17 protein-coding genes are annotated in these 19,923 nt (G+C 55.9%); 5 read left to right on the top strand and 12 right to left on the bottom strand.

Features of this window, described 5'->3' with window-relative positions; all coding sequences use genetic code 11:
• Positions 1 to 228: 228 nt before the first annotated feature.
• A complete protein-coding gene (locus KUV22_RS09320) occupies positions 229 to 1,281 on the bottom strand; it encodes an Ldh family oxidoreductase (RefSeq protein ID WP_222230362.1) in 1,053 nt (350 codons plus the stop codon).
• 70 nt (positions 1,282 to 1,351) lie between these two features.
• Positions 1,352 to 1,768, bottom strand: a complete 417-nt coding sequence (gene arfB, locus KUV22_RS09315) for an alternative ribosome rescue aminoacyl-tRNA hydrolase ArfB (RefSeq protein ID WP_222230361.1) — start codon at positions 1,766 to 1,768, stop codon at positions 1,352 to 1,354.
• A gap of 134 nt (positions 1,769 to 1,902) precedes the next feature.
• Between arfB and KUV22_RS09310 the strand changes: the two genes are divergently transcribed.
• From KUV22_RS09310 to KUV22_RS09300, 3 genes are all read left to right on the top strand, one after another.
• Positions 1,903 to 3,888 (top strand): BCCT family transporter, encoded by a 1,986-nt coding sequence (locus KUV22_RS09310; RefSeq protein ID WP_222230359.1) that lies wholly within the window; start codon positions 1,903 to 1,905, stop codon positions 3,886 to 3,888.
• 238 nt (positions 3,889 to 4,126) lie between these two features.
• On the top strand, positions 4,127 to 6,370 hold the full coding sequence (locus KUV22_RS09305; protein WP_222230358.1) for an autotransporter outer membrane beta-barrel domain-containing protein: 2,244 nt from the start codon (positions 4,127 to 4,129) through the stop codon (positions 6,368 to 6,370).
• Positions 6,371 to 6,479: 109 nt separating this feature from the next.
• On the top strand, positions 6,480 to 7,028 hold the full coding sequence (locus KUV22_RS09300) for a GNAT family N-acetyltransferase (protein WP_261319292.1): 549 nt from the start codon (positions 6,480 to 6,482) through the stop codon (positions 7,026 to 7,028).
• Between the two features lie 39 nt (positions 7,029 to 7,067).
• Here KUV22_RS09300 and KUV22_RS09295 read toward each other — a convergent pair whose 3' ends face one another.
• Positions 7,068 to 8,768: a sodium:solute symporter family protein gene (locus tag KUV22_RS09295; RefSeq protein ID WP_222230357.1), complete on the bottom strand. Its 1,701-nt coding sequence runs from the start codon at positions 8,766 to 8,768 to the stop codon at positions 7,068 to 7,070.
• A gap of 2 nt (positions 8,769 to 8,770) precedes the next feature.
• Positions 8,771 to 9,115: a DUF4212 domain-containing protein gene (locus KUV22_RS09290; protein ID WP_222230356.1), complete on the bottom strand. Its 345-nt coding sequence runs from the start codon at positions 9,113 to 9,115 to the stop codon at positions 8,771 to 8,773.
• Positions 9,116 to 9,333: 218 nt separating this feature from the next.
• Between KUV22_RS09290 and KUV22_RS09285 the strand changes: the two genes are divergently transcribed.
• Entirely contained in the window at positions 9,334 to 9,624 is a 291-nt protein-coding gene (locus tag KUV22_RS09285) for a DUF1540 domain-containing protein (protein WP_077401530.1), read from the top strand.
• Here KUV22_RS09285 and KUV22_RS09280 read toward each other — a convergent pair.
• From KUV22_RS09280 to KUV22_RS09270, 3 genes are all read right to left on the bottom strand, one after another.
• The gene (locus tag KUV22_RS09280; RefSeq protein WP_315857524.1) at positions 9,599 to 10,867 is read right to left on the bottom strand and encodes a sugar MFS transporter; all 1,269 of its coding nucleotides are present in this window, start codon (positions 10,865 to 10,867) and stop codon (positions 9,599 to 9,601) included. The genes KUV22_RS09285 and KUV22_RS09280 overlap by 26 nt on opposite strands.
• Before the next feature lie 91 nt (positions 10,868 to 10,958).
• Positions 10,959 to 12,059: a DUF917 domain-containing protein gene (locus KUV22_RS09275; RefSeq protein WP_222230355.1), complete on the bottom strand. Its 1,101-nt coding sequence runs from the start codon at positions 12,057 to 12,059 to the stop codon at positions 10,959 to 10,961.
• A 77-nt stretch (positions 12,060 to 12,136) separates the two neighbouring features.
• The gene (locus KUV22_RS09270; protein WP_222230354.1) at positions 12,137 to 14,278 is read right to left on the bottom strand and encodes a TonB-dependent receptor; all 2,142 of its coding nucleotides are present in this window, start codon (positions 14,276 to 14,278) and stop codon (positions 12,137 to 12,139) included.
• Between the two features lie 285 nt (positions 14,279 to 14,563).
• Between KUV22_RS09270 and KUV22_RS09265 the strand changes: the two genes are divergently transcribed.
• Positions 14,564 to 15,883, top strand: coding sequence for a purine-cytosine permease family protein (locus tag KUV22_RS09265; protein WP_222230353.1), 1,320 nt, complete (start codon positions 14,564 to 14,566; stop codon positions 15,881 to 15,883).
• Here the strand turns inward: KUV22_RS09265 and KUV22_RS09260 are convergent.
• The 5 genes from KUV22_RS09260 to KUV22_RS09240 form a co-directional block, all read right to left on the bottom strand.
• The gene (locus KUV22_RS09260) at positions 15,880 to 16,398 is read right to left on the bottom strand and encodes an Lrp/AsnC family transcriptional regulator (RefSeq protein WP_077401514.1); all 519 of its coding nucleotides are present in this window, start codon (positions 16,396 to 16,398) and stop codon (positions 15,880 to 15,882) included. The two genes, KUV22_RS09265 and KUV22_RS09260, sit on opposite strands and share 4 nt — an antisense overlap.
• 68 nt (positions 16,399 to 16,466) lie before the next feature.
• Positions 16,467 to 17,534, bottom strand: a complete 1,068-nt coding sequence (gene lipA / locus KUV22_RS09255; protein ID WP_261319290.1) for a lipoyl synthase — start codon at positions 17,532 to 17,534, stop codon at positions 16,467 to 16,469.
• A complete protein-coding gene (gene lipB, locus KUV22_RS09250) occupies positions 17,527 to 18,249 on the bottom strand; it encodes a lipoyl(octanoyl) transferase LipB (protein WP_222230352.1) in 723 nt (240 codons plus the stop codon). The genes lipA and lipB overlap by 8 nt, the downstream gene beginning before the upstream one ends.
• Entirely contained in the window at positions 18,249 to 18,530 is a 282-nt protein-coding gene (locus tag KUV22_RS09245; RefSeq protein ID WP_010132193.1) for an HP0495 family protein, read from the bottom strand. Before KUV22_RS09245 ends, lipB begins: the two co-directional genes overlap by 1 nt.
• A 187-nt stretch (positions 18,531 to 18,717) precedes the next feature.
• The gene (locus KUV22_RS09240; protein ID WP_222230351.1) at positions 18,718 to 19,866 is read right to left on the bottom strand and encodes a D-alanyl-D-alanine carboxypeptidase family protein; all 1,149 of its coding nucleotides are present in this window, start codon (positions 19,864 to 19,866) and stop codon (positions 18,718 to 18,720) included.
• Positions 19,867 to 19,923 lie beyond the last annotated feature (57 nt).

Here is a 19,923-nt window from a genome sequence, read left to right as displayed (position 1 = left end):
AAGCCAAAAACCATTTCGATGACGAAAAATCAGGAAACAAATGTTTTGAATAAAAGCTGGAAGGGAAAGAAGTGTCCTAGTGGCGAAACATATAGATAGGCGAGCCAATAGAAACATGCGGTTTATTCCAAACTACCACACTCGGTTTCACCTATTTACAGCACAAACTGTTCAAAAATCGCACCACACTTTCGTCCGCAGCAATCACGCATGCATAACCGAAGACAATCAGCCTGCTGGACTGGGAAATGTTATATCGTATGTTTGCGCCAAGACCTTCAAATCTTGCTCAATCAATGGATACAGAGAAACACCTAGCTGTAATTGTTCGCGACGCAAACCCCAGGCCCGCTTGCCCGGTACACGTATCTCACCGTTGCCATCCGCTTCGCAGGACGACCACAATGCGGTAAGGGCCGAAGTCTGTCGCAAGAAGTGTTGTGAATCACCGAATGCTTGCGGATCAATAACCTGTATAAAGACGGAGTTGGCTTCGTCGTCTTGCGCGACCTCATCCGCTCGCCCGTATCCGCCAAGCCCCATACTCAACACTTCCAACATCGCCGACAGAGCCGCGCCCTTGTAACCGTGATCCATGCCCCCCACAGGCAGAATGCTGCCGCCATTGGCAAACGCAGCCGGATCGTCACTGGGATTACCCGCAGAATCCTTCAGATAGGCATGTGGTAACTTTTTTCCTTCCCGTTCGGCGCGTGCGACATAGCCGCCAGCGGTCGCCGACATACTGATATCAAACAGCAGAGGATAATCGCCAGCGGGCGCACCAAAGGCGATTGGATTGGCGGAAAACAGCGGCGTTTTACTGCCCTGAGGGGCAACGGTGCGCTCAGCTGGAGTAGAACAGGTGAGCAGCCCGACACAATTGCGTTCGAGAATTTTAGGAAGGTACGCTGCCAGGCAAGCGATGTGCTGGCTACGACGTATCACAATACTGACAACACCATATTGCTTTACCCGCGCGAGCGCCTCATCAACCGCTTGCGAAACGACCCAGGGTCCGGGAAGGAACTCAGCATCCCAATTCAGACAATTGCCCCGGTCCAGCAAGACGTGTGGCTCGCCCGCAAGCCGCGACGCACCGCTTTGCAACCAATGCAGGTTGGACGCTACCCGATTCAGACCATGGGTGGTGAAGCCCATAAGATCGGCTTCCAGAAACACTTCCGCCATGATATCGGCCCGGTCGGACGCGATTCCGGTTGAGGCAAATAACGTACTGGCAAATTTTTTTAGCGCTTGCGCGTTGTAGCGGATGCTCATGGTGCTTTTTAGTAATGCGTTAGTTGTACTTTCTGTTCGTGCTTTCGAGTGAGCTTTTTGCGTATTACTTTCAGTGATCCGAAACCTTGCCGCGCATGGATTTAATTTTGCCGCGGCGGGCTTTGCTATTGAGGCGCCGCTCTTTGGAGCCTTTGGTGGGCTTTGTAGGAATACGCTTCTTGGGTGCTACCAAAACACTGGCAATTAGTTCCCGCAGTCTTTCCAACACATCTGCGCGATTCTTCTCCTGGGTGCGAAACCGCTGCCCCTTGATCACGATCACACCTTCGTCGGTAATGCGCTGATCGCGCAGCGCCAGCAAACGCTGTTTCACCGGAGCAGGCAGGCTGGATGCACCGATATCAAAACGCAGATGGATAGCGGTCGATACTTTATTGACGTTCTGACCACCGGCACCACCGGAGCGCATCGCGTGCATTTCCACTTCATCAAGCGGGAGTGCCAGGTTACGAGAAATAAACAACATAAGAAGGTGCTTCTATATTCCGCACATTTATACCAAGAAAATTCGTCTATGCTTATTCGAAGCACAGAAAAAATAATACCAAACTCACACCTTAAATCCCCAAAAAACTCATCGAAGAGCGACACGAGTCAGGCATGAGCCGAAACAGCAGTAAACACTTGGCGCACTTCAACCCACCGGTTTTCTACTCGGCGACCGCTGTGCTTCTTTTAATCGTCGCCTACGCGGTCCTTGCCCCGGATAACGCCACTGCCACGTTTAAATACCTGCAGACGTGGGTTGTCGAGCACATGAGCTGGTATTACGTACTCGCCGTGGCCATCGTGCTGATCGGCACTATCGCCATTGCCATGTCCAGGTTTGGTGCGATCAAGCTGGGGCCCGAGCACGCAGAGCCGGATTACGACTTTCTTTCCTGGTTCGCCATGCTGTTTTCTGCCGGCATGGGTATTGGTCTTCTGTTCTTTGGCGTCGCCGAGCCGGTGATGCATTACCTGGACCCACCAGTGGGCGATACCGGTACCGTTACCGCGGCACGCCAGGCGATGGTACTCACCTTCTTCCACTGGGGTTTTCATGCCTGGGCCATTTACGCGATTGTGGCGCTGATACTTGGCTACTTCAGCTACCGGCATAAACTCCCACTCACCCTGCGCTCGGCACTGTATCCAATGATTGGCGAGCGTATCTATGGCCCTATGGGCCATGCTGTGGACGTCTTTGCCATCGTCGGCACCGTGTGCGGGGTGGCGACCACTCTGGGCTACGGGGTACTGCAAATCAATTCCGGACTGAATCATCTGTTCGGGTTGCCCATTGGCAACGGTGTGCAGGTTGCACTGATCGTGCTGACCACTCTACTCGCTACCGTGTCCGTGGTTACCGGCCTGGATACCGGGATCAAGCGGCTCTCACAACTCAATATGGTGTTGGCGGTCCTGCTCCTGCTGATGGTGCTCCTGCTGGGCAGCACCGTATATCTGTTACAGGCATTTGTGCAGAACTTTGGTAGTTACCTCTCGCAAATCATCAACAAGACGTTCAACCTCTATGCGTACGCCCCTACCGATTGGCTGGGGGGCTGGACCATTCTGTACTGGGGCTGGTGGATGTCCTGGTCACCGTTTGTTGGGCTGTTTATCGCGCGTATCTCCCGCGGACGCACCATTCGCGAGTTTGTGATCGGCGCGATGCTGGTACCGGCGCTGGTGACCATGATGTGGATGACCTTCTTCGGAAATTCCGCCATTCACATGATCCTCGATCAGGGGCTTACCCAATTAGGCGAGGTCGTCTCCCAGGATCAGTCCGTCGCCCTGTTCCAGTTCCTCGAGCAGTTTCCATTTTCCTCGGTATTTTCGTTTGTCGCGGTAGTTATGGTCATTGTGTTCTTCGTGACCTCGGCGGATTCGGGGGCAATGGTGGTCAACATGCTGTCCTCCCATGGACGGGATGAGACCCCACTGTGGCAGCGAATCTTCTGGTGCTTCCTGATCGGCGCCGTGGCCATTGCACTCTTGCTGGCGGGCGGGCTGGGCTCGCTGCAAACCGCGGTGATTGTAAGCGCACTGCCCTTTTCCGCCATATTGCTGATCGCCATGTACGGGCTGATCACTGCCCTGCGTACCGACAGTGCCAAACGTATTAGCCAGCACGCACCGGTGGCCCCCATCAGCGCGCGCAATCCTGTGGCCTGGCAGGAGCGTTTGGAAAATGCATTACAGCTTTCCACCCTGGCCCAGGTTCAGGCCTTTATCGACAACACGGGTAAACCGGCGCTGGAAGAGTTTGCCGCTGAAATGCAAAAAAATGGCTACCAGGCATCGGTGACCGAACGCAAAAATCACGTGATTCAGCTGGAAGTAACGCAAGGAAGCGAGGTCAGCTTTATTTACGGGTTGCACCCCAAGGCCACCTTGAAACCAGATGCCGCCCATCCCGAGCGCGAGCTGGATAACGACCTTGATGACGATTCGGACGATGTCTACTTCCGGGCAGAAGTACACCTTCAGGAGGGCGGCCAGGATTACGATGTGATGGGCTGGACCTCTGAACAGATACTTACCGACATGGTCTCCCAGTACGAGCGCCATATGCAGTTCCTGCACACGCTGCGCTAGCTATGTAGGCCCCCTCAAACCCTCATAGATGTTACCGAGATACACGCGCCACAAGCCGTGACCGATCAGACAGATTTAGTTTCGACTTTTCGTTCACTCTGTATTTTTCCTCGGTTAGTATCGGACGAGTTCTGGTTTTTCTGGGACTACTAACAGATAAAAATAATGATGCACGCACAGGTCTTACGCTGACAAAACTCAGCGATTGCGCTGCGCGTAGCGATGCTAGGAGATAACCATGCCCAACGCCAAGCGCAACCTGGCGGCCGCGATAGCTTTTGCTTCCATCACCAGCGGTCTGAGCACCACCGCCCTTGCCGACGAGTCCCCATTTTCTCAAGTGGTTGCTTTCGGCGACAGCCTCACCGATGTCGGTAACGCCGGTGTATTCACCAGCGGTGACGACAAGCAAGCAGCCATCGACATTCTCTCGCAACAGCTCGGCCTCGGACCGGTCACCCCGTCTTGTGCCGGCCTGTTCTTGTGCCTTCCCGATGTTACTTCAACTGTTAGCCCCGAAGATCAGGTGCGCGCGTCACTGTCAAACGTCGGCGGCGGCTGGGCCGTCGGTGGCCACCGCGCCGCGGACGTACTGCTGAATATACTGGGTACCCGCGGCTATATGGAATACCTCGCCGAGCAAGGGCTCACCCTCGATGTGAACACACATAGTTTTGTCAGTGCCCTGCTGCCGGACCCGACCCGTGAGACTGACACCGGTCTCTACCCCGATCTGAACCTACTCGGCGCGTATCTAGCCGGCGACCCGAATGCGCTTGGCGCAATCGTTGCGGACTCCGGCATTACCGGTAATCCACACCCGCTGGGCCTGGGTTATCTCGAAACCACACGCGGCCGCGCCGACGGGAAAGCGCTGTACTGGGTTAACGGTGGTGGCAACGATCTGCTGAGTGGGTTTACTGCCTCTCTGAGTGGCGCCATCACTGCAGAACAGTTCGGTGCGCAAACTGGCCTCGCCGCCAATATGCTGGCCGACAGTGCCGGCGCGCTATCGGATGCCGGCGCCAACTATATTCTCGTTTCCAATGTCCCTGACATCAGCAAAACCCCCGGCATGTATGCCGCCGTTGCCCAGGCGGTGGCGGCGAGCCCGGAAGCCGCACAGCTTGCCAATGCGGTTGCCGGCGGTTTGCTAACCCAGGAAGAAGCTGACGCCCAGCTCGCTGCCGCCATCGACGGCACCCTTTCACAAGCCAGCGATGCCGTTACCTTGTTCAATAGCACCCTACTGGCGGAGGCCCGCGATATCGACGGCGTGTTGATGGTAGATATGGAAGGCGTAGTTACCATTGCCATGGAAAATGCCGCTGCGCTGGGCTTCTCCGATGAGTTTGACCAAAGCACACTGTGCTACAACGGCAATGACTGTATCCCTCACCCGGTATACGGCGAAAACGGCAGCGCACCGGACGCCAGCAAGCTGCTGTTTAACGATTCCGTACACCCCACCCAGGCCGCCCAGGAACTGCTCGCGGATTACTACACCTCTGTGGTTAACGCCGCGCAGGTCGCAGGCCAGTTGCCCGACATGGGCGTACAGGCTTCTCGCAGCCACACCGCCGCGCTGGAAGAAAGCTTCGCCAGCAGCCGCTACCGCACTGCGGAAAGCGGCGTGTTTGTGAGCGGCGTATTCGGTAGCAGCGATTACGACAACAACCTGGCACCCTCCGCCAGTGGCGATGGCAACGGCGGCCTGATCGGTGCCGGTTACGCGCTGCGCGATAACTTGCAGCTGGGCTTCGCGGTGAGTCGCTCTGACCTGTCCCTGGAAAACAACCAGAGCGACATCGAGTCCACCTCGACCAACTACAGCCTGTTCACCCGCTACCACGCCAATGGCTTCTTCGTTGACGCCAGCGCGACCATCACCGATGTGGATTACGATCGAATCGGTCGTCACTTCCAGCTGGGTGATCAGTTCTCGGATACCCTGTACGGCGAAACAAGCGGTGAAAACACCACTCTGGACCTCACCGCCGGTCTCAACATTTCCCGCGGTGAAGCGCGCTTTGGTCCATTCGCCGGCGTAACCAAGGTGACCGCCGATGTGGATGGCTACACCGAAGCTGCCATCGATGGGTTCACCTATGCCAGTGCCGACAACCAGCAGGCTGACCCGTTCGGTATGAACTTCGGCAGCCAGGAGCGCCGCTACACCACCATGCGTTTCGGTGCTTTCGCCGATAAAGCCTGGGGTGACGTGAGTGCACACGCACAGCTGTGGTACGAAGACACCACCGGTACCGAAAACGACATGCTGGAAGTGGGCGTCAAGTCCATGACTGGCAACATGAATGCAATGCCGAGCTACGCCAGCAAAGACACCGGACTCTTCGAAGATGGTGCCGGCGCACTGGTTGGCTTGCGTTGGCAAGCGGCGGAGGCTATCGGGGTGAGTGCAAACCTTACCGCGCGCCCGAACTCGGAGCACGGTTCCATCAATGTAACCTACCGCTTCTGATAAAAAGCGCTTAGCCGCATAAAAACGCCCACTTCGGTGGGCGTTTTTATTTGTGGATAAAGCTGGGTATTCTCCTCTACTCAGCGATAACCTGAAGTGCCCTCATACAATGTCTAGCTCCCCAGTGCCCACAATCACCACCGAACGCTTGCGCCTGCGCCAGCTCACCGACAGCGATGCAGATGCGCAATTCACTCTGGAGCTGCTGAACGACCCGGACTTTCACCGCTATATTGGTGACCGCGGTGTGCGCACGCTCGAGGATGCGCGTCAGTATATCCTGCGCGGTCCCATAGCCATGTATGCATCCCACGGGCTCGGAATGTATTGTGTAGAACTAAAAGATGGAACCCCCATTGGGCAATCTGGACTGATGCGCCGCGCCGAACTGGATAATGTCGAAGTCGGCTTCGCCTATCTGCCCCAGTATCGCGGGCAAGGTTATGCCTTGGAGGCGGCCACCGCGGCCATGCAATGGGGAAAAGAATCACTCGGTCTAACGCGCATTCTCGCCATCGCCACGCCCGAGAACCATGCCTCCATCAAGCTGCTGGAAAAACTCGGTTTGAGCAAGGAAGACGTTTTCATATTCCCGGAGACCAACGAAGAACTCGCGCTCCTCGCCTGGAACCAGAAACGCGAACCGAACAAACAATAAAAAAGCGAGCCGTGGCTCGCTTTTCTACATCACCAACACTCAGTGTGCACTGGCTGTACCGGCGCCTTGCGGGAAACGAATACTTTCCACCATTTCCTGCACATCGTCAGGCGTCTTACGGGTAAATTTCGCCACGCCAATCGCCACGGCAAAGTTCAGCAGCATGCCCAGGGTTCCGATACCTTCCGGCGAGATACCAAACCACCAGTTGTCCGGCGTGTTCGCTGCCGGGTTCACAAACTTGAAGTAAACGATATACACCGCGGTAAACAGGATTCCGGACAGCATGCCGGCGATCGCACCTTCCTTATTCATCCGCTTGGAAAATATCCCCATGATGATGGCCGGGAAGAACGATGAGGCCGCAAGCCCAAAGGCAAAAGCTACCACCTGGGCGACAAAACCCGGTGGATTAATTCCGAGATAACCCGCGATACAAACGGCAACTGCCGCGGCAGCACGGGCATAACCCAACTCCTGCTTTTCGGTAATGCGCGGCATCAGGTTGCGCTTGAGCAAGTCGTGGGAAATGGACGTCGATATTACCAGCAGTAACCCGGCAGAAGTAGACAAGGCCGCAGCCACGCCACCGGCAGCAACCAGTGCAATTACCCACGCAGGGAGGTTGGCGATTTCCGGATTTGCCAACACCATAATGTCGCGGTCTACCTGCATCTCATTGCGTTCGTCACCGGAATAAAACATCTTGCCGTCCGCATTCTTGTCGTCCCACTGGATCAAGCCGGTCTCTTCCCAGTTGGCAACCCAGCTCGGGGCTTCCGCGTGCGGTGTGCCCTGCCCATCCGGCCCGTTAATGGTGTCGATCATATTGACCCGGGCAAACGAGGCAATGGCCGGCGCAGTGGTGTAAAGCAGGGCAATAAACAGCAGTGCCCAACCGGCAGATTTTCGCGCGTCGCGCACCTTGGGCACGGTAAAGAAGCGCACAATTACATGGGGCAGGCCCGCGGTACCAACCATCAACGCTGCGGTAATGAAAAACATATCCACAGTGCTTTTACTGCCCGAGGTGTACTCGGCAAATCCAAGTTCTGTGGATAACCCATCCAACTTATCCAGTAGGTAGGTGCCATCGGCAAGCAGGCCACCAAAGCCCGCCTGGGGAAGAACATGGCCGGTCATCATGATGGAAATAAAAACTGCCGGCACCATGTAGGCAAAAATTAGTACACAGTACTGGGCCACTTGCGTGTAAGTAATGCCCTTCATACCGCCGAGCACTGCGTAGAAAAACACTACCCCCATGCCAATCATCACACCGGTGGCAATATCCACTTCCAGAAAACGGGAGAACACCACGCCCACGCCACGCATCTGGCCGGCCACATAGGTAAAGCTGACAAAAATGGCACAAATCACTGCCACCGTGCGCGCCGCCTGGGAGTAATAGCGATCGCCGATAAAATCGGGCACGGTGAACTTGCCGAACTTACGCAGGTAGGGCGCAAGACACAGGGCCAGCAGCACATAGCCACCGGTCCAGCCCAGCAGATATACCGCACCGTCGTAACCCATGAAGGAAATGAGGCCGGCCATGGAAATAAACGAGGCCGCCGACATCCAGTCCGCTGCCGTGGCCATACCGTTGGCAACCGGGTGCACGCCGCCGCCTGCCACGTAGAAATCGTTAGTGGAGCCCGCGCGGGCCCAGAGGGCGATGGCGATATACAGGACAAAGGTGGCCCCAACAATCAGGAAGGTAAGGCTTTGTACATCCATGCTCACTGCCCTCCTTCAAGTTGCTGAGCTGCAGTATTTCCTGCAGTTGGCTCGGCATCTTCCACAGAAGGCGCCGACTCATCGCCTTCATACACACCGTACTTCTTGTCCAGCTGATTCATCTTGTAGACGTAGAAAAAAATCAAACCCAGAAACACATAGATAGCGCCCTGCTGGGCAAACCAGAATCCCAGCTTAAAGCCACCAAATCGGATCTGGTTCAGTTCTTCTACAAACAGTATTCCGCAACCGAAAGACACCACAAACCAGACGCACAGCAAGCTGAGCATCAGGCGAATATTTTCTTTCCAGTAACGGGCGGCCTGTTGCCGATTGGCAAAGCTCATCGCACGACTCCTAACGTCAAATTATTCTTATTCGAAAGGACTACTCTACCCTGATCCGCGCGTACGAAAAAGCGACAAGGCGGTTATGTATCCGTTCGTGACCGGTAACTGAGTTTGATTCGATGTTTGACCGGTCCTGCGTTTGACAAGCAATAGGTCTGTACTAGGCTCAAGGCGGGAGTTTGGTCTATTTACAATAAACCGCAGAGAATCACGCCATGATCATCGCCACCGATATGCCTGAAGTTTCCAGCTGCGCTGCAACGGAGTGCGCCTACAACACCGATTCCTCATGCCACGCACGTGCCATCACCGTTGGCGATGGTGAACACCCGGACTGCGATACTTTTTTCAGCAACAGCCACCACACCAGCCGTCAACGCAACGCCGGTGTTGGCGCCTGCAAGGTAACCGGTTGTAGCCACAACATCGATTTTGAATGCAGCGCGGACAAGATTGAACTGGGCTACAGCGGCGATACGGTTAACTGCCTGACTTACGCGCACTAGGCGACTCTGCGCGCCACCCCAATACGCCGTAATACACAATGTAGAGATAACACATCACTGGTATGAAGTAGGAGTGGTGCAGACCAATCGCGTCCGCGAGCACGCCTTGAAGCAGCGGTACCAAAGCCCCCCCAACAATGGCCAGACACAGCAGTCCCGATGCCTGGCCGGATTGCACTCCCATCCCCCGCAGTGCCAGACTAAAAATCGTCGGGAACATGATCGAGTTGCACAGCCCCACCAGCAACAAAGACCACATGGCGACGACCCCATTGGTGAACATTGCCACCGATATCAGCACAATCGCAGCGGCCCCATTTACCGCAAGTACCGTTCCCGGTGGTACCACCCGCATAACGAAAGCACCGATAAACCGCCCCACCATGGCACCGGCCCAGTAGATCGCGATGTAGTTCGCTGCCTGCGCTTCCTCCATCCCCATGACTTCCGGCAAACCCAGGAAGTTGACCATAAAACTGCCGATAGCCACTTCCGCGCCAACATACAGAAATATTCCCAGCGCCCCGAGCACCAGATGCCGATGCGACCAGATGGACTTTTCCCCCACTACCTTGCCGGTGTACTCGGGCAAAACACGCGGTAATTTCAGTAAGTAGAAGGTCACCGCAAGTAGCACGAGCGTGCCTGCAAGAATCAGGTAGGGAAGCTGGACCGACTTCGCGGAATGGCTTGGATCGGGAAGCGCCGTTACCGCGGTCGAAAGGATGAGTGCTCCACCAAAAAATGGTGCCAAGGTGGTACCCAAGGCATTGAAGCCCTGCGTCAGGGTCAAGCGACTGGACGCCGTGGCAGGATCCCCCAAAGCCGTGACATAGGGATTGGCAGAGACCTGCAATAGGGTGACACCGGATGCCAATACAAACAGAGCACCCAAAAACAGCGGGTAGGTTTGCACCTCTGCAGCGGGATAAAACAGCAAACAACCGAGCGCTGCCACCAGTAGCCCGCATACAATACCGTACTTAAACCCGATACGGCGCACCAGGGCGCCAGCGGGTAGCGAAATCGTGAAGTAAGCGCCGAAGAAGGCGAACTGCACCAGCATGGCCTGGGTGTAGCTGAGGTCAAATACCGCCTTGAGGTGCGGCACCAGGATGTCATTGAGGCAGGTGATAAAGCCCCACATGAAAAACAGAATGGTCAGTGCGGTCAGAGCAAACCGGTGATTCTCCTGCACGCCACCTTGGCCCTTACTGTCGTGTGTCGACTTCGCTCCTGACACAGATCCCCCAACTTCAGGCAACCCCTCTATTCATCATAGACAGTCGGAGGACGAATCCGCGCATCACAGAAAATACTCGGAAAAGGGCATTTTACGCCACCGCGCTGCGGTATTCGAAGGAATAACCAAGATACTTGGGACCAAAAATTTCCAGTCCTTTCTCACTCAGAAATGCATTGGGTGCGGGAAGAACTACCACGGCCACTTTCTGGTCCACGCGATAATTGGGGTTGGTTACCGGCTCACCGGTTTCCATATCCAGAAGACAAATCAGGTCCGGTATGGTGGCGTGCACTTCACCGTTGCGCCACGCAATCATATTCTCATTCTTGAGCCAGATCGCGTAATCCGAGCCAGCGTAATCCCCATCTCCGGAAATAGAGATATTGCCAAGCGTGAAACCCTCAGCGGTCTTCCAGTCGCACGTGGAGATAGCTCCACGGAACACCACTTCGCCGCCACCTTGCGCCGCAATATTCGCTGCAATGTCGCCGCCGTCTGCCTTGGTGGCGCGCCAGGTTCTGCCAAGTTCCAGCGCTTTGGTGATGGTGCCGCCGATCAGCGCGCCGCGTAGTTCCTGCATACACAGGGCGTGATCGACTGCAGCAATATCATTGCCGCTCGCCATGGATAGCGCGCGGACAATTTCCTCTGCGCGAAGGTCATCAACCACGTTTTCAATAACCATGCACTCACCAAAGGCATTGGCAGTCACAATGGGGGCCGCCGGCAGGTCGTTCAGGTAATACGTGGAATGCGTAATTTCCGGGACGGCGCGACCGGCCGGGTCACCATCGACGATGTAGCCACCGGTCATGGCGGCAACGTAAAACGCCATTGCCGTGTTTGACCCACCCAGTTCACAGGCTACGGTGCCACTGAACTTGGTTCCCTTGTAAGCCTCCATACGCTGGTAAGCTGCAAGAATGGGTCGCACTTCACCGGTAGGCAAACGCGCGTACTTATCCTCCTCTCCCGCCGGCAGCTCTGAGATAGCACCGAGCATATAGGGAGTACAAATCATCGCTTCGTCAGGAATTTCCGATGGGTCTGCGAGCACAAACTCCTTGCCCAGCGCCAACGCTTCGTCGATGAGTTCAAAACCCTCATCCAACTCGCCGCCACCGCCGGTTCCGAGGATCGCACATCCATACAGAATGTCTTGCAGATTCTGTCTTGTCAGTACTCGCATTGTTCAGTCTCGCACTACAGATACACAAGGTGCCGCCCGGTAACCGAGCGGCGCCCTAATATGGATAAAGTCAAAAATTAAAAGGAATATCCGAATTGCACGCCGTAGTAGCGGGGGCGCCCCGGCTGTCGGCCATATCCGTAGTCCAATACAAATGCGTCAGAAATGGTCGCTTCATCGGTGACATTTTCCGCAAACAAAGTAATGCGACTTTGATCGAAGATGTAACTCGCGCGCACATTCACAATATTAGTAGCACCGCTTTCCAGACTGTTTTCCAGGTCCCAGGCGATGGCTCCATTGCGCAGGTAGTCCACCCGGAACTCCAGCTCGGAACCACTTTGCAGTGCACGTACATACTCAGCACCAAGATTGATATTGGAGCGGTAGACACCGGGTACGCGATTGCCTTCGAGATCCGGATTCGCATCGTATTGATCGATTTCCGACTTCACCATACCAACACCACCGTGCAGGCGCAGAGAAGAGTTCACCAGATACTGGAAGTCCGCCTCAAGGCCCTGAGAAATGGAGCGATCGATGCCCAGGTTTTCTAAGGTAAAGGTCTCGACATTGAACTGCGTATACTGGGTATTTTGCGTATTCACATGAAACGCAGCGCCGTTCAGCACGAGTTTCTGATCCAGAAAATCAGACTTGAAGCCAATCTCGAAATTGTCAGAAATTTCCTGATCAAAGACGCGTTCGACATCGGGGTGCGGTTCATTGAAGCCGCCACTGCGGAAGCCGCGGGAAACAGACACATAGGTCAGTAAGTCTTCCGATAAATCGTATGACAGTTGGAATTTTGGCTGCAGTTCGGAGAAATCGCGCTTGGCAAAGGTGCCTTCTACATCGCGCCAATCGTAGGATTCCCGTTTATCCATGTCGTAACGCAGCGCGGCAGAGGCCGTCAGTGTATCAGTCAAGTCGTATGCCGCCTGGCCAAAAATTGCCCATGCATCGCTGGTGTTGGAATCTACGATGGAATACAGATATTCGGTGAAAAAATCCGGGTCGAGGTTACTACCGATGAATTCATCGTTGGGAATATCGAAGCTATCCCGTGTGCGCACACCTACACCGTCGAAGTCATCCCACAGATGCAGCGTGGATTCGACTTCTCGCAATTGATAGTAGGCACCGGCCTGCCACTGCACTGCGTGATCAGCAGGCGCGGTGAAACGCAGTTCAGAGGTATAGGCTTTTACACCGTATTGGGTTTCCTGCGCGCCGGCGAACAACAGGTCGAAGTCACTCGGCATTCCGGTGTAATCCGAGTCGGAAAAAGACAGGTCGTCTACTTCACTGTAGCCCGCGACAAACAACAGATCGCCGTAGTCCGCAGACCATTCAAACTTGCCGGACAATTCCAGTAGCTCGCGGTTGCTGCCGCCCAGAATATTGGACGACTGGCGGGACCAAACGTCGTCTCCGATCGCGTCCGGGGAATCAACCACGCTGTAATAACCCACCCCGGCCTGATTGTCGGAGTAGCGCGCCCGCAGGTCCACTTTGCCCTGATCGCTCAGCTGGTAGGAGAGCAGGCCGGATACCGTGGAGACTTTGCTGGCATCCACCATTTGTCCGGTCACTTCATTTTCAATAAACCCCGCACTATCGGAGTGTTTGGCGCCCACGCGGTAATACAGTGAGTCCTCAACCAGCGCACCGGAGAGGAAGCCCTCGGCATTGACGCTCTCGCCATTGCCTGCGCCAACCATGAATGAGCCTTCGGTTTCATTGGTAGGTTCCCGGGTGACGATGTTGATCGCTCCACCCACTGCGCCCTTACCGTAGAGCGCGCCCTGAGGGCCCTTGATCACTTCGATGCGCTCGACTGCGTGCAGATCCTGGTTAATAAAATCCATGCTTGGGGCGGTAACCCCGTCAACGACGTATGCGAGGGGGGCATCGCCGACCTGTGGGGTGATCATGCCGCGGATGGAGATGCGAGCAGTACCTGGACGGTAGTTGTCGTCCATGCTCAGGTTTGGCGTCAGTGCCGCAACACCTTTCAGATCCCGGATGCCGGCGGACTCGATCTGTGCAGCACTCAGCACGGTGATGGAATCCGGCACTTCCTGCAGGCTTTCGGCACGCTTGCGCGCGGTAACCTGGACTTCCTCAATGGTGTAGTCCGCGTAGCTCTCGGCCGCGATGGCCGCCCCGAGAATGGTCAAGCTGAACATCCGCAGCCATTTTTTGCCTTCTGGCATCTTCCGCTCCTTAATCGTTATTCGAAATCTAGCGACGGAGAGCGTGTACCAGCTGCCCCCGAACCCTGCTCAAAAAATTACCATGCAGGGCGGGAAACCTTTGCGCGACGGAGCCGCCCGAGACGAAACTTTATGAACATCTACCCACTCTGGGGGAAACAATGTTTCCGGGCATTGGAGGTATAGTTAGGGCTGAATGATAAGAATGGCCAAGTGCCACCCCGGGGCAACACTCATCGAGCTATACCGCCAGATGAGCAAGCTGGGCGAACAGGTAGTCGACGTATGCACAATCAACCCAACACCGATCTGGAGCAATTGCTGCAGGATTATGCGACCGAGCCAGTTCCTGCACATATCAGCGTCAGTGGGGGCAAGATCTCCGAAGTAAACTCTGCCCTCGCCTTCTCCCTGCCCGGTGTAATGACCGGGGTTGTCGTAGTGGCAGAGGCGGGTATGGCGACCGCGCTGTGGGCATTTTTACTGGGCGGCCTTGCGCTGTCTCTGGTGGGCTTCGCCACGGGAATTGTTGGCGTTCGCAAACGTGTCAGCTCCTATATGCTGATCAAAGATTCGTTCGGCAGCCGCGGGGCGAATATCGTAAATTTATGTATTGCCCTGTCCATGTTTGGCTGGTTCGGGGTGAACATCGTGCTGTTCAGTTCCGCCATGGAATACCTGCTGGCAGACATTAGCGATATCACCCTGCCCCACTGGCTGGCCCCGGTATGCGGGGGTGCGCTGATGACCGCATCGGCCATCTTCGGATTCAAGTCGATCCAGAAACTCGCCGCCATCATCGTGCCCATACAGCTGCTCGTCCTGTGTGTGTTGCTGTACAAACTCGTGGACCAGGCAAGCCTGACAGACATTTTCTCAGCCAGCGGCACGGCCAGTATGGGGCTCGGCGAAGCCGTTTCCGCGGTCGTGGGGAGTTTTATCGTTTCCGCGCTGGTGATGCCGGACCTCACGCGCTACGGCAGATCCACCAAGGATGCTGCGATCGCTTCTATCCTGCCATTTCTCGGCAGTGCCACGCTTGTGTACTGCATCAGCGCAGCTACCGCGGTGTGGCTATCGGAGACCGACGTGCTCGCCATGCTACATGCAGCCGGCCTTGGCATTTTGGCACTGGTATTTGTGATCTTTTCCAGCACGATTACCAATGCGGTAAACCTGTATGGCTGTGGGCTGAGTATTGCTGCGATTGTGCCGCGCTTTAAAGAGTGGCAGATCGTGATCTTTTCCGGCATTGCCGGAACCGGCGTCGCCTTTGCGGGGATTTCCGATCACTTTATCGATTTTATTTTTTCGCTCGGGATCATCTTTATGCCAATCGGTGCGATCTATACCGCACACTATATTCTGGAAGTGAAAAGTGAGCGATTAGTTGGAGCAAAAGGATCGCAGATTGAGGGGCCGACCAGGTTCTCTTGGCCGGCGATGCTGGCGTGGCTCGCCGGCATGGGTGTAGCGTTTCTTACCAGCCAAGAAAAAGTGCTACTTACACAAATCCCCGCATTCGATGCACTAATTACATCGGCACTGACCTATGTGGTACTGATAAAACTCGGTGAGGTAACGAAGAGGCAGCGCGGGCGCTAACTACCGCGCTCGTCCATATCGTTTAACCACTCCAGTTCGCCGAGGGGGTAGGACTGAAATGGCTTGGGCGTGGAAAGAACGAAATTACTGGAAATCCTGGAGATACCCAGGTCCTGTTCCAGCAGGCGGTTACTGATCTCGTTGTACTCTTCGAGATCGCGGCAAATAAAGTGTACGAGATACTGATACTCGCCGCTGGTTTTAAAGCACTCTACCGCTTGGGGAAGCTTGCGAATAGCGGCTTCAATATTCACTTCTGCTGCACGCCCGCGGTTGTCGCCGATAGCCAATTGCGCCATGGCCATCACGCTGGTGCAGACGCGGTTAAGATCCAGTTCAACGGTGTAGTGCCGGATGTACCCCTGCTCTTCCAGCTTTTTGGTGCGCTTCAGGCAGGCGCTCGGTGAAAGGTTGACCTTTTCCGCCAGATCCCGGTTACTGATACGCGCATTTTTCTGGAGCTCCTGGATGATCCGTTTGCTCACGCGATCAAACTTGAAATCCGACTTGTCCATGCATCCACACTCGCGATCGGGGAACTGGCAGCAGCGGGTTTATTCCCTCACCCACTGCTAACGTAGCACTACTTAACTTCTTCGCCGTGGGCCTGCTTGTCGGCGTGGTAAGAAGAGCGCACCATCGGTCCACAAGCGGCGTGCTTGAAGCCGATTTTTTCCGCATACACGCGGTACTCTTCAAACTCGTCCGGGTGCACGTAACGCTGCACCGGCAAATGCTCCTTGCTCGGCTGCAGGTACTGGCCAACGGTCAGCATGTCGATATCGTGGGCACGCATATCATCCAGCACTTCAAAGATTTCTTCCTTGGTTTCACCCAGGCCCACCATCAGACCGGACTTGGTCAGGACGTCCGGACGACGCTTTTTGTATTCCTGCAGCAACTTCAGAGACCACTTGTAGTTGGCTCCCGGGCGGGATTCACGGTACAGGCGCGGTACGGTTTCCAGGTTGTGGTTGAACACGTCTGGCGCCTCGGCTTCCAGGATATCCAGTGCCACGTCCATACGGCCGCGGAAGTCCGGGGTAAGGATTTCCACCTGCAGGTTTGGCGATAGCGCGCGGGACTGCTTGATACATTCGGCAAAGTGTTCGGCACCACCGTCGCGCAGGTCATCGCGGTCTACCGAAGTAATTACCACGTAGCGCAGGCTCATGGCTGCAATGGCTTCAGCCAGTTGCTGCGGCTCGTCTGGATCCAGCGGGTTGGGTTTGCCGTGGCCCACATCGCAGAAGGGGCAGCGACGGGTACAGATTTCACCCATGATCATAAAGGTGGCGGTACCACCGCTGAAGCATTCGCCCAGGTTGGGGCAGCTGGCTTCTTCACATACGGTGGCCAGTTTCTGCGAACGCAGGATGCTCTTGATGCGCTCCACTTCCTTGGAGGCCTTTACCGAAGGCACCTTCACACGAATCCAGTCTGGCTTGCGCAGGGTCTGGTCGCTGGCGATTACCTTTACTGGAATACGCTCAACCTTTTCCCCATCGCGCAGCTTTTCGCCCTGCTGCAAACGACGGGTGCGTTTTACTGGCACGAGATCCGGTTTGCCGGTCTCGGCTGGATTTACCTCAGCGGGCGTTACTTCAGTCGCCTTCACTTCAGACTGGTCGGCGTCAAATCGTTCAGACATTACTTGTTCCTGGTTCGGCAGCCTGCGCCTGTGCGGCTACCTCAAATACGTTTTCATCCAGCGGGTGCCAGCTGGCTTCCGGCAACCCCAGCTTTTGCTGCAGCGCTGCAACAAATTTTTCCGCTACATCCTGCCACGCGGGTGTGGGCTGAATCACTTCGGCCATCTGCACCATTTGCATACCGGCGTAACCGCACGGATTGATGCGCAGGAAGGGGCCGAGATCCATATCGATATTGATGGCGATACCGTGGAAACTGCAGCCGCGGCGCACGCGCAGGCCAATGGACGCAATCTTATTACCCGCGCGCGGGCCTTCGGTCAGGTAGACGCCCGGAGCATCGGCACGGGGCGCGGCACTGATGCCGTATTGCGCCAACATGGCTACGGTCGCTTCTTCCAGCGCGGTCACCAAATCACGCACGCCGATTTTGCTGCGACGTAAATCCAGCAGTGGGTACACCACCAGCTGGCCGGGGCCGTGATAGGTCACCTGGCCACCGCGGTCTACCTGCACCACCGGGATATCACCGGTGTTGAGCAGGTGCTCGGCCTTACCGGCCTGCCCCTGGGTAAATACGGGAGGGTGTTCGACACACCAGATCTGGTCTACGGCGTCGTTGCCGCGGGTGTCGGTGTAATGGGCCATGGCGCGCCATACGCTTTCGTAGTCGCGCCGGCCCAGGTTGCAGATGACCGGCTTCGAACCCGCCATCACAGCACCATATGCACGCCCGGGTGGGCCTTCAATTCTTCGAACAGCGCCTTCAGTTGTGGCTCGCCGGTGGCGAGGATGTAGAAGGTCACCGAGTTGAATTTCCCATTGCGGCTGGGCTTGTGCTTCAACTTGCTTTCATCGAAGCCCGGCGCGTGCCGGCGCATCACATCCATTACAAAATCGTGCACCTGGTCATCGGCGTCACGCACCACTTTGACCATGTAGTCTTCACAAGGGAATTCGATCTTTGGAGGCTGCTGCTCTGAATCCTGGGTCATACCACACTCACATGGCCGCAGGTCAGATGGTGGATTTGCCGGTATCTGCCCGGCGAGGGTTGCGGCCGGGCGGGAATTATACAGTGCCGATGGAGCACTGGACAGGGAGGAAAGATTGCAGACGAAACTGCTTTGGGAGGGCGGTAAAACAGCCCGGCGACAGCATTCGCCGGGCTATATCAGGATTTTACTTGAAGAAAGACATGACAAAGCGCTTGATGGAATCCCACATGCGCTTGAAGAAGCCGGCCTCTTCCACATCTTCGGCCACCACCGCGGGAACATCCGCGACCGTCTCGCCATCGAGGTTCACAACCACTTTGCCCACCTGCTGACCTTTGGCCAGCGGCGCCTTCAGCTCACCATCGATAATCAGGTCGGCCTTGATGTTCTCTTCGCCACCGCGTGGGATGGTTACAAACACGTCGCGGGATACGGCGATACCCACAGAGTCAGCCTTACCGCCCCATACGCGCTCGGTCTGCAGCACATCATCGCTGCCGTATACCTTATGGGTCTGGAAGTAGCGGAAGCCATAGGCGAGAAGCTTCTGGGTCTCCGCCGCACGCTTCTCATCGCTATCGGTGCCAACAACCACCGAGATCAAACGCATGCCGCGTTTCACCGCAGAAGCTACCAGGCAGTAGCCGGCTTCTTCGGTATGACCGGTCTTGATGCCGTCTACCGCGGGGTCGCGCCACAGCAGGCGGTTGCGGTTGGGCTGGTTAATACCGTTGAAACGGAAATATTTTTCCGAGTACAGCGCGTAGTGGCTTGGGTGATCATTAATCAGCGCGCGCGCCAGTGTGCTCAGGTCACGGGCGGTGGTGAGGTGCCCATCGGCTGGCCAGCCGGTGGCATTGACGAAGTTGGTGTCCTGCATGCCCATACGCTCGGCCTGCTGGTTCATCACTTCGGCAAAGACTTCTTCACTGCCGGAAACATACTCGGCCAACGCGATACTGGCGTCGTTACCGGACTGGACAATTACACCCCGCAACAGATCGATCACCGGCACCTTGTCGCCGACTTTAACAAACATCTTCGAACCGCCTTTACGCCAGGCTTTCTCAGAGATGTTCACCATGTCTTGCTCTTTAATGACACCTTTTTCCAGTTCCTCGGAAACGATGTAGCTGGTCATCATTTTGGTCAAGCTGGCGGGCGGAATCTGCTTGTCCGCATCGTGCTCCACCAGCACCTGGCCGGTGTGCGCGTCGACCAGGATATAGGCTGAAGCCGCGAGTTGCGGCGGCGCGGGAATTAGCGGTTTATTGGCCTGGGCGACGTTGGCGCCGACTAACAGGAGCAGACAGGCAAATAAGCGTTTGAACATGGGTATCTCTTATTCCTTGCGTTCTAAAAGTGTCAAATCCCGACTTCCACCGGGAGA

The organism is Microbulbifer agarilyticus (assembly GCF_019800665.1).
GTDB classification, from domain to species: Bacteria; Pseudomonadota; Gammaproteobacteria; order Pseudomonadales; family Cellvibrionaceae; genus Microbulbifer; species Microbulbifer agarilyticus_C.
The sequence above is the reverse complement of the archived record's forward strand: the minus strand, read 5'-3'. Positions and strand labels throughout refer to the sequence as shown.